At 68.0% G+C, this 10,286-nt stretch carries 11 protein-coding genes; all 11 read right to left on the bottom strand.

The window, feature by feature from the left end; translation table 11 throughout:
- Nucleotides 1–766: 766 nt before the first annotated feature.
- Nucleotides 767–1,084 carry a hypothetical protein gene (locus HUX53_RS33110; protein WP_176407147.1) on the bottom strand — a complete coding sequence of 106 codons (318 nt, stop codon included), beginning with the start codon at nt 1,082–1,084 and terminating at the stop codon, nt 767–769.
- Between the two features lie 156 nt (nt 1,085–1,240).
- Nucleotides 1,241–1,828 (bottom strand): phospholipid scramblase-related protein, encoded by a 588-nt coding sequence (locus HUX53_RS33105; RefSeq protein WP_176407146.1) that lies wholly within the window; start codon nt 1,826–1,828, stop codon nt 1,241–1,243.
- 254 nt (nt 1,829–2,082) lie between these two features.
- Nucleotides 2,083–2,292, bottom strand: a complete 210-nt coding sequence (locus HUX53_RS33100) for a hypothetical protein (RefSeq protein ID WP_176407145.1) — start codon at nt 2,290–2,292, stop codon at nt 2,083–2,085.
- A gap of 220 nt (nt 2,293–2,512) precedes the next feature.
- Nucleotides 2,513–4,144, bottom strand: coding sequence for a chaperonin GroEL (gene groL, locus HUX53_RS33095; RefSeq protein ID WP_176407144.1), 1,632 nt, complete (start codon nt 4,142–4,144; stop codon nt 2,513–2,515).
- 172 nt (nt 4,145–4,316) lie between these two features.
- Entirely contained in the window at nt 4,317–5,906 is a 1,590-nt protein-coding gene (locus HUX53_RS33090; protein ID WP_176407143.1) for a tyrosine-type recombinase/integrase, read from the bottom strand.
- A complete protein-coding gene (locus HUX53_RS33085) occupies nt 5,903–6,103 on the bottom strand; it encodes a helix-turn-helix domain-containing protein (protein WP_309237546.1) in 201 nt (66 codons plus the stop codon). The genes HUX53_RS33090 and HUX53_RS33085 overlap by 4 nt, the downstream gene beginning before the upstream one ends.
- Nucleotides 6,100–7,731: a replication initiator gene (locus tag HUX53_RS33080; protein ID WP_176407142.1), complete on the bottom strand. Its 1,632-nt coding sequence runs from the start codon at nt 7,729–7,731 to the stop codon at nt 6,100–6,102. Before HUX53_RS33080 ends, HUX53_RS33085 begins: the two co-directional genes overlap by 4 nt.
- A gap of 65 nt (nt 7,732–7,796) precedes the next feature.
- Nucleotides 7,797–9,254, bottom strand: a complete 1,458-nt coding sequence (locus HUX53_RS33075; RefSeq protein ID WP_255205882.1) for an FtsK/SpoIIIE domain-containing protein — start codon at nt 9,252–9,254, stop codon at nt 7,797–7,799.
- An 88-nt stretch (nt 9,255–9,342) separates the two neighbouring features.
- Nucleotides 9,343–9,549 (bottom strand): hypothetical protein, encoded by a 207-nt coding sequence (locus tag HUX53_RS33070; RefSeq protein ID WP_176407141.1) that lies wholly within the window; start codon nt 9,547–9,549, stop codon nt 9,343–9,345.
- A 50-nt stretch (nt 9,550–9,599) separates the two neighbouring features.
- A complete protein-coding gene (locus HUX53_RS33065) occupies nt 9,600–9,863 on the bottom strand; it encodes a hypothetical protein (RefSeq protein WP_176407140.1) in 264 nt (87 codons plus the stop codon).
- Nucleotides 9,863–10,156 (bottom strand): hypothetical protein, encoded by a 294-nt coding sequence (locus HUX53_RS33060; protein ID WP_176407139.1) that lies wholly within the window; start codon nt 10,154–10,156, stop codon nt 9,863–9,865. Before HUX53_RS33060 ends, HUX53_RS33065 begins: the two co-directional genes overlap by 1 nt.
- Nucleotides 10,157–10,286: the final 130 nt, after the last annotated feature.

The following is a 10,286-nucleotide window of genomic DNA, read 5'->3' as shown; positions in this document are numbered from 1 at the left end:
CAAACTCTCCATTAAGGTCCAAACGACCGAGCCAGGGGGCGAACCCCAGCCGGCCAAACCTCGAAGAAAATCCCAGCAAAAGCACAACTCCAAAGAGTCGCGCATTGCCTCAAAGAAATCCCCACCATCCCCCAAAAGAAGGACGGCCACGGGGCGACCCGGCCAACTGGCCGAGCCGATAAAGGCACTAGCTTTTAACACGCTGTTGAGTTCTCAAGAAACGGACACCCACCGTGCCGGATCCGCTTTCGCGTTTCCCGCCCCGGGGCGACTCGTCTTACTTTATCGGATCCGGCCGGCCTGTCAATTTCGGCTTTCTCCGATAACGCCCGTCCAATGCCGCTTGCGCGGCACCTTCGGAGCGGTGGAGCTATTTCATCAGATCCTGCCCGATTGTCAAAACCGAGCCTTTCCGATGCCACCGCACGGCACAGCAGACGCGACGAAGCCGCATCGGCTGGTTCGTAGGTGGGTTCCCCTCGGGCCGGCCGCCGTTAGACGTCCTGCACCCCGTGGGGCGAAGTAAACGGTATGCCCACGGAGGAGCGACGTCAAACCAGCTCGCGGGGACGGATCGCCTCGGATCCGTCCGGCCCGCCGGTCGACACAGGCTACGAGACTCGATCTACCTCGACTTTTGCCCGAGTTCACCCCACATCGACCGCATCTGCAGCGCCATCCAAGCAGCGAATATCTCATTTTGGCAACGTCGCATGAACGGCCGCCCTCACGGCTTGGCCAGGTATCCGCCGACGAAGAGAACCGCCTAGGCGAGAACCCAGACGAATGCCGCGACGGTCAGGAACGCGTCCAACCGGCCAGGCCGGCGCTGGATACCGTGCAGGGCCCACGCGGAGACGGCCACGGCCGCGGCAAGGACGGCGACCGGAGAGGAAAGCCTCACCGCGTCATCGAAACCGGCACCGCATCCCGGATCGTGCCGGTCATCCTGGCCGCAGAAGGCGGCGTCGCCCCAGCCGCCGAGCGCGGAGAAGAACCAGAGCGCGGCCAGCGCACAGTTCGCGATGGTCGGGATGGCCGGCGAGATCCACCAGCCATTCGCTCGTCCCGGCATGGCCTGCACGAACGGAAGGTACCTCGCCCCGCGGAGGCCGTGAAGACCCATCCCACCGCAGCGTCCTCCAGCGACAAGATGCGGCGATCGGCATTCCCTGGTGAAGTCCGCGGGAGCTCCGTCGCGGCATCAGGCGCCGACGGCGCGCCGGGCAAGGGACCACGGTCAGGTGATCTCTTTTGCCTCGTGCAGATTCATGTCCATGACGATCGCGGTCATGACGGCCATCGTCCGCAATGGCTCCCGGACCGGATCGGAGATCTCGACCGCATACCTGTCCGCCGTCGTCAGCAGGTGCGTGGCCAGCCCGGCCCACTTCTTGCGCACATGCGCGACCTTGCCGCCGTCGGCGTCCTTCACCTCGAAGTTGTTGCGCGGCACATCGACGTCCACCGCGCCGATCAGGGTGCCGTCGTCGTCGTAGATGACGTAGCGGCGCCCGACGCGTTCGGTGACGAACGACCCGACCCGTTCTCCGTCCGGCCGGAAAATCTCGGTGTACTCCCGGCCGCTCTGCTTGTCCACGATCAGCACCGGCTCACCGTCGGGCGTGGTCAGCAGGACCGCTCGTGCGTCGAGGTTCGACTTGCCGGGAAACAGGCTCCGCATCTCGGCGCGGCCCTCGTCGTTCGTCTGGCCGGCGATCGCGAGGACGGTTCCGTCGCCGTCCATCACCTTGTACCGCGACTTCGCGAACGGGCCCCTGCGCGGCTGTTCGATCCTGAGCACCGGGGAGCTGAACACTTCGGTCACGTGTTCTCCTGCCTCATCGGCCGCATGCGCGGACCGCCTCACTGTCCATGACTGCGCACCCTTGTATGGGGTGTCCAACGGGCGATCCTGCCAAGCTCCGCCCCGGAAGGGAAAGTCTTTCGCTCTATGCCCTCGGCCCGTAACCCGCTGGCGGAACGTCCACACCCAGGCTGACCTCACCGGACTCGGACGGCGGCGCCCATCCGAAGACACACCCTTCTCCCCGTCCGGGCACCCTCCGCCCGGACGCGCGGCTACTTGATCGGCCAGTTCTTGCTCTCGTCCAACATCAGGCCGATCGCGAGCGGGACGGCGGGCACCAGCGCCCGGAGCAGATCGGCGAACGGTCGGAAGATCTCCGCCGAATACCGGTCGGCGGTCGTCACTACCTCGGTGGCGGCACCCTTCCATCCCTTGCCGACCTGAACGACGCGGGGTCCGCACCCTCCGCTGAGCACCGTCACGAGATGCCACGATTCCCGCGGTCGGAAACAGCGTGCCGTAGCCGTCGAAGATCTTGTCAGCGGGAACAGGCCGCAAGTCGCACCGCAACTCGTCCACGCAGCGCAGGGGGCTGAAAAGCCGCTCACGGGGCCTCAGGATCAGGAGGGCGTGGCGCATCATGAAAGCGAAAAGGGGCGGCCCCGGAGGACCGCCCCTTTGGGCTCACCGAAGTGAAGGACCTCAGAAGTCCATGCCGCCCATGCCGCCGGACGGGTCGCCCGCCGGGGCCGGGTTCTTCTCCGGCTTCTCGGCGATGACGGCCTCGGTGGTCAGGAACAGCGCGGCGATCGACGAGGCGTTCTGCAGCGCGGACCGGGTCACCTTGGCCGGGTCGAGGATGCCCGACTCGAACATGTTGGTGTAGTCGCCGGTCGCGGCGTTCAGGCCCTCACCCGGCTTCAGGTTGCGGACCCGCTCCACCACGACGCCGCCCTCGAGGCCGGCGTTCACGGCGATCTGCTTCAGCGGCTCCTCAAGAGCGCGCTTGACGATGTTCGCACCGGTGGCCTCGTCGCCCGACAGCTCCAGCTTGTCGAACGCCTTGGTACCGGCCTGCAGCAGCGCCACGCCACCGCCGGGGACGATGCCCTCCTCGACCGCGGCCTTGGCGTTGCGGACGGCGTCCTCGATGCGGTGCTTGCGCTCCTTGAGCTCGACCTCCGTCGCGGCGCCGGCCTTGATGACCGCGACACCGCCCGCGAGCTTGGCCAGGCGCTCCTGGAGCTTCTCGCGGTCGTAGTCGGAGTCGGTGTTGTCGATCTCGGTGCGGATCTGGTTGACCCGTCCCGCGATCTCGTTGGCGTCACCGGCGCCGTCCACGATGGTGGTCTCGTCCTTGGTGATGACGACCTTGCGGGCGCGGCCCAGCATGTCGGTCGTGGTGTTCTCCAGCTTGAGACCCACGTCCTCGCTGATGACCTGGCCGCCGGTCAGCGTGGCGATGTCGCCCAGCATGGCCTTGCGGCGGTCGCCGAAGCCCGGGGCCTTCACGGCCACGGACTTGAAGATCCCGCGGATCTTGTTGACGACCAGGGTGGCCAGCGCCTCGCCCTCGACGTCCTCCGCGATGATCAGCAGCGGCTTGCCGGACTGCATGACGCCCTCGAGGACGGGCAGCAGGTCCTTGTTGGCCGACGCCTTGCCCTGAACGATCAGGATGTACGGGTCCTCGAGGACCGCCTCCATCCGCTCGGGGTCGGTCACGAAGTAGTGCGAGATGTAGCCCTTGTCGAAGCGCATCCCCTCGGTGAGCTCGAGCTCCAGACCGAAGGTCTGGCTCTCCTCGACCGTGATGACGCCTTCCTTGCCGACCTTGTCCATCGCCTCGGCGATCATCTCGCCGATCTGCGGGTCGCCCGCGGAGATGGACGCCGTCGAGGCGATCTGCTCCTTGGTCTCCACGTCCTTGGCGAGCTTGGACAGCTCCTCGCTCACCCGCTCGACCGCGGCCTCGATGCCGCGCTTCAGCGACATCGGGTTCGCGCCCGCCGCGACGTTGCGCAGGCCCTCGCGCACCAGCGCCTGGGCCAGCACGGTCGCGGTGGTGGTGCCGTCACCCGCGACGTCGTCGGTCTTCTTCGCGACCTCCTTGACGAGCTCCGCGCCGATCTTCTCCCACGCGTCCTCGAGCTCGATCTCCTTGGCGATCGACACACCGTCGTTGGTGATCGTGGGGGCGCCCCACTTCTTCTCCAGCACGACGTTGCGACCCTTCGGACCAAGGGTCACTTTTACGGCATCGGCCAGCTGGTTCATGCCGCGCTCGAGACCCCGGCGGGCCTCCTCGTCGAACGCGATCATCTTTGCAGCCATAGGCTCCAGTCCTCCCGGAACAAGGTGGCTTAGACGGATCGAGCCGACGCCCGCGACGGACGGCCCCCGCCGACGACTGCCATTCCGCCGCCGGACTGAGGCCTCATCGCCCCGACCCAGACTGTGAAGTTGTCACTCTCCACAGCAGAGTGCCAACCGTTTGTTTAGCACTCTACCCTGCCGAGTGCAAGCGCCACACATCCCGACCAGGGGAAGGTTCATCTACCTGCCCGGACCCGTTCCCACCTGCGTCGGAGCCTCGTTCGGGAGCCTCACGGGTGTGTCGCCGTGATCCACTGTGTGTGATCGTCCGTCGGTAGTCGCGGAACGATCGCGGAACACGGGCACCAGGGTGAGGCAGGGGAACGACGGTCTGTTCCGCGCGTTCCGCGACGGGGGTAGGAGGAGCCCCCAGCGCAGCATCAATGCGCCGGTTCATGATCTCCTCGTCACCGTCGATGCAGTGAGCATATGTGCTCTGGAGCATGGCCACCGAGTGCCCGGCACGAGCCGCCACGTTGGCCGCCGGCACCCCGCCGTTGAGCCAGAGCGACAGGCACGCATGGCGCAGGTCGTACGGCCGTTGAGCGAGCGGCGTGGCGAGCTGGGCAGCGGTCAGAACGTGTTCACGAGCCCGCCGCCAAACGGATTCGTAACTGACCGGCGCGAGACGGTTCCCGCGTTGACTGCGGAACAACCGACCGTCCTCGGCCGCGCCGAACTCGTCGACATGGGCACGCAAGATGACGACCAGTTCAGGGCAGGCCGGTACCGGACGCTTCACCCCGTCAGCGCGCGCCTTGAGACTGCGGGTTTGGTGGTACTGGCCATCATCGGTCCACTGTTTCCCCGATGCTGGGCTTGAGCCCGCCAGGAGGAGACGGCCCCAGCCGGTTGCCGGAAGTTCGCAGTCATCCAGGCGCAGCGCGACCGCTTCCGAGGGACGGAGGCCCGCGAAGTACAAGCAGGCGAAGAACGCATAGAGGTGGCGTCCCACACGAGGGGCGACGACCGGGAGAGCAGCCAACAGCGCCCGAGCCTGCTCAGGGTTGGGCACCTGTCGAGGGTCGACCTGGCCCGCCGTCTTGGGCACCTCCCACCGGACACCGCCGAGCGGATTTGCCGAAAAGACTTTGAGTTCAACGGCGTAGTCCAGGCAGGAGCGGAACACCGAGAGCCGCCGCGTGACCGACTTGGGCGCCGCCGGTTTTCCGTCCAGGTTGACCGCCATTCCGTCGAGGGCGTTCCGGAGGACGGCCGGGTCTTCCAGGTCGGCCAGCGGGACGGACTTCTTGGCGAGCCAGGCAAGGGCAGCCGCGATCTCTGGCGGAGGCGTCTGCTTTTCGGTGCGTTGCCGGTTGAACGCCCAGGTTGCGAGAGCGCGGTGCAGAGTCTCAGGGCCGGGTGTCCCCCGCTCGTCCAGGATCAGGCCCCGCGAGACCGAGGCCAGGCAGTCAGCCACGGTCGCGCGAGTCTTGGCCGCACTGCCCGACCAGTTGCGAGCGGTGTACGCCCGAGCGTGGTCGTACCAGGACCCCGCCTTGTGCGTCCGTTGCTTGGACTCGGGGAGGCCCGTTACGGTGTCGAAGGCTTCACCACGGCGAGCAGCCTGGACGAGTTCCGAGCGGAAGTGCTCAGCCAGGGTCTTCGTGACGAACCATTCCGACTTCTCTTGCCCGCCCACGATCCAGCGGACGCCGAACGGACGACGGCGATTCTTCACGGTCTTGATGGACCAGAACCGCACCTGATACGACATCATGCCGCCGCGCCCCCTTGCTCAAGAGAGTCGATCCAGGCGAGGACGTCAGCGCGCCGGAAGCGAAGTTCGCCGTTGGGCAGCTTGAGCCCGGCCGGAGCCCGCCCGGTGGAGCGCCAGCGGTAGAAGACGTTCCGATCCACGTTCCCGCCCAGTTCGGCGAGCACTTCTTGAGTGGTCATCAACTCACTGCGCTTCACGCCGCCTCCGCAGTTGCCGAAAGTTCTGGAGTGGGGTTGTGGGTTGCTTGGTCGAGTTGCCGCCGCCGTTGGATGCGTTCATTGATCAGCAGCAAGAGCCGTTGTTCGGCCGGTTTCACGTCGGGGTCACCGGGGCCGGCTCTCTCCCAGACATGGACGGCGTTCGGGTCGGCCGGGTTCGACACCGGCACACCGGCCTCAGCCAGCCGCGCGAGCACCCACGCCTTACGGTCGGCTTTGTGGTCGGCGAGGGTCTTGCCGGACCATTTGCGGGAGACCAGGACGCGGCGGCCGCCGTAGCCGAGATGCTCACGGCGGTGTGCCTTGCCCTTGCAGTAGCCCGGCGTCATGCCCTTGCGCGGGTTCTTGGGTTGCACGCCGTAGCGCAGCCAGTTCGCACACGTCGGCGAGCAGGGTTCGTAGCGCAGGGCTTCGGCCATCCGGTCGACGTGTTCACGCTGCGCACTTGTCTCGGCGTTGTGGCATTCGGCGACGCCCTTGACCAGGTACTTGGTCAGGTAGCCGATGCAGCGCCGGGAGTCGGCCGAGTCGGCGAGGACGCCTTGAGCGTCGATCTGCCGCCCGAACCGGACCACGTGCAGGGGTTCGGCGTCCTCGTCCTGGCCGAGGGCATCCAGCGCCTCATCCCACGTAGGGAGCACTTCCCCGGTGGCCGGGTCGAAGTAGCCGCCGCTGCCATTCTCGCCCGCAATCTCATCCCAGACCGGCAGGTGCTCCCCATCGAAGACGACGCGGTCGGTCGGAGGCCACCACACCTGGTGATAGGTGGCCGCCACCACTTGCCGCAGCTCAGCCCGCGAGATCGTTCCGCGTATGGCCATGTGCAGGTGCGGAGCGAGCCGCCGTTGCGGTTCGACGGCCGCGAAGTACTGCACGTCGTAGCCGACGAACCGGCGCAAGTTCTGCACGAACCGGTCAACCAGCTTGGAGAAGTGCAGGGCATCACGGGCAGCCCGCGCGTAGTCGTAGGACTCGGGGTCAACCGGCGTACCGTCACCCCGGACCCGCCCGTAGGAGTCCAAGGTGAGGGTCAGGAACAGCGAGGGACGGAAGGTCTTGCCGTCCGTCCCTCGGAACACCTTGCCGACCGTGCGGGAGTCGACCGGACGCCGAGGAAGGTCGGGCGCATCCTGGCGCCGTCGAGTCGACCGAGTGCGCCGACCCTTGGTGTCGTCACCGGTCTTGAGGGAACCGCGGACCCCGGTCCGTTCAAGCTCGTTGTCCAGGTCACGCACCACGGCATCCCAGAACTCCGGCCCTTCCCCGTCCGCCGAACCCTCCAGCCCGGCACGGTCCCGAGCCGCCGCCGCTTGCGCCCGCAGTTCCATCCACGCCCGTTGCTCGGCGTCGGGGTCAGCCCGTGTGATGACCGGTTCCTCGGCCAGGTGCCAGCCCTGGCGGCACTGCACCGCGCGAAGCTTGCGCTTGCGTTCAGCGCACGACGGGCAGACCGAGGCCAGGGTGTGACCGCACGGGACGTAGACCATTTCGGCCGCGCCCGTGTTCAGGTCGACCCGCCGCATGGGCACCGGCCGGACGCAGACGCCGTGTTCGACCGCGACCGCTTCCAGCACCCCACGCGCCAGCGGAGCCAGCGCCTTGACCACCGGTTCCGGACCGGGTTCGGCCGACGAGGACGGGGTGTCCTCGGAGCCGTCGAGGGTGGGTTGTCTCACGCCGCCTCCACATCGGGCAGGCCGAGCGCCACCATGTCGCGAATATCGGAATCGGAGACGTAGGCCGCCCGCACCCGCACCGGGTCAGGGGAGGCTTCGAGGCGGACGAAGCCCACACCCGCGCCGATCTCAGGGATGGACGAGATCTGATCGGCCAGTGCGCCACGGTCGCGGGCACCATCGCCGAGCACCATGTCAACCTGCTCGTCCTCATCGAGCCGCAGCGCGATGCGGTCGGGGAACAGGTTGCGCAGATTGTTGACCTCTTTACGGGCGTCCTGCTGCGCACCGATCACGCAATACCCCACCGAACGGCCCTGCGAGGTCAGCACAGCAAGCGCCGACTCGGCCCGCTTGCGTAGATCACGTTCGGGGCAGTAGGCGGTCAGGAACGCCAGCTCATCCACCACGACGACCCGGAACGGGTGCTCATGCGAGGGCGTGAACGACCGCGTCACACCGGCGAACTGTTCGGCGCGCGCGTTCATGTCGACGGCCGCGGCCTCCAGCAGCTCGACCATGCCGCCTTTGGGGTCGTCGCTGTAGCGCCCGTACCGCTCGAACAGCGCCCGCCCGAAGGACAGTTCCATGCGTTTGGGGTCGACCGCCCACACCTCCACCAGCCCCGACAGCATCCAGGGCAGCAGCGCGCGAATGGTCGACCAGATGACCGAGCCCTTGCCGGCCCCCGTCGCCCCCGCGATCAACACATGCGTACCGAGGAGCCGCAGCCGCCACGGCGCCCCGTCCTCACACCGTCCGACCGGGAGCGCGGACAGGTCGACCGCGGAGCCGTCCGGGACGGGCAGCGCCGGTATCGGGACGGAGAGGGCATCTTTGCGGACGAATTCCAGCCAGATGCGGCCCGGACGGTCCCCGTCCCGGACCCGGACCAGGGTTGCGCCGAAGCCGTGCGCGAGGTTGACCGCGACCCGTTCCCACGCGTCCGGAGCCTGCCCCTTGAGCATCCGGACGAGCACCCGATCCGAGGTCGGACCGCAGCGGACCCGCACGAGGGAGGGCAGGTACTCCCGCCCCTTGTGCACCTTGGTCAGACCCGCCGTGACGAGCACAGGTTGCCAGTCCCGCCGGTACACCGCGACGAGGCGCCAGCGGGCACGGGCGGGACGAGCGATCCAGCGGACGAAGGACGGACGGTCCACCCCCGCCCACACCGACAGGCCGACCGCGACGAGTGCCAGGACCAGGACGGGGACCAGCCATCCGAAGCGGACGCCGAGCCAGCCCAGACCAGCGACGGCCGAGACGGGGACGATGTTGCGGACCAGGAACACGACCGTCCGCACCAGCGCGCGGACGAGGTTGACGAGCAGCACCAGGCCCTCGGGCATGTGCCACACCGGAGGCGCCCACTTCGGGGCGGCGAACGGGTCACGCTGGGCTTCAACGGCGACGTTGTCCCCGGGGCCGAGCTTGCGGAACTCCCAGGCCATAACCTGGACACCTCTTCTCTTTGAAAGCTGTGGGAGAGCGAGAGAAGCGGGGCGGCCGGAGATGCGACCTCCAGCCGCCCCACCTAGATCAACTAGGGGCGATGCGCGGGACCTCGGCCGACAGCGACCGCGACCGGCACACCCCGCAACCCGAGTCGCCGCAGAACCGCGCCAGGGCGTGAGCCCACCGCACCGACCGGCGCCGTTCACCGACGTCCATGAGCAGCCGCAGCCCGAGCCCACCGCCACCGGTAAGCACCACGAGGACGAAGGCGAGCATGCCGAGCGCGTTCACGCCGCACGCCCCCCACCGGACTCGCCCGAGTCGCCGTCGAGGATGGCGACTCAGTGAAGGCGTTCCACCTCGGCCGCGTAGGTCGCGAACGCGGTCGCGAGCTGGCGGGCGATCTGGACGTCACCGGCGGTCGGAGCGGTCGGGTTCGTCGGGCCGATCATCACATCGGCGCGCGCGTGCATCACCGAGATCTGCGCCCGGTCACGGCCCGGCGTGCAGTAGATCCGCATCTCCTCGTCCGGGTGCATGCTCACCCCGACCTTGGCCGTTCCGTCCGCCTCCACGGTGACCGTGGTGAAGCTGTAGGGACGCATCAGGCAGCCGCCCCCTTCCCCGACGAGGACCGCCCCGACGAGGAGCCCGGCGAGGGACGACGGCCCGAGCGGTACAGCCGCTCCACCTCCACCGCGTACGCCGCCGCCTGCTCGGCCAGTCCCCGCGCGAACTCCACATCCCCGGCGTTGAGCCGCTCGGGAAGGGTAAGGGTGACCAGCACCCGACCCGCCGAGACGGTGAACAGCGGCGTACGCGCCCGGAACGACTTGAACTCGGAGGAGGCCGCGCCGTCGATGGGCAGCGACAGCGCCGACATGCGCCCGCCCCCCATCAGGCAGCGTCCTTGGCAGCCGCGCCGCCGTCCTTGCCCGCCGAGCGGGACCCGCCGCCGCCCTTGAAGTTGGCCGGACGCACCGCCCCCGCCTTCAGCGAGTAGGCCAGCCGCCCGGTACCGGAGTTGA

The sequence above is a fragment of the Actinomadura sp. BRA 177 genome, from assembly GCF_013372625.1.
GTDB lineage: Bacteria > Actinomycetota > Actinomycetes > Streptosporangiales > Streptosporangiaceae > Spirillospora.
The sequence above is the reverse complement of the archived record's forward strand: the minus strand, read 5'-3'. Positions and strand labels throughout refer to the sequence as shown.

Bases quoted from the DNA above. Each gene is read 5' to 3' on its own strand.
- HUX53_RS33065 (WP_176407140.1), bottom strand. From the start codon at position 9,863: ATGCGTCCCTACAGCTTCACCACGGTCACCGTGGAGGCGGACGGAACG.
- HUX53_RS33075 (WP_255205882.1), bottom strand. From the start codon at position 9,254: ATGGCCTGGGAGTTCCGCAAGCTCGGCCCCGGGGACAACGTCGCCGTT.
- HUX53_RS33090 (WP_176407143.1), bottom strand. From the start codon at position 5,906: ATGATGTCGTATCAGGTGCGGTTCTGGTCCATCAAGACCGTGAAGAAT.
- groL (WP_176407144.1), bottom strand. From the start codon at position 4,144: ATGGCTGCAAAGATGATCGCGTTCGACGAGGAGGCCCGCCGGGGTCTC.
- HUX53_RS33060 (WP_176407139.1), bottom strand. From the start codon at position 10,156: ATGGGGGGCGGGCGCATGTCGGCGCTGTCGCTGCCCATCGACGGCGCG.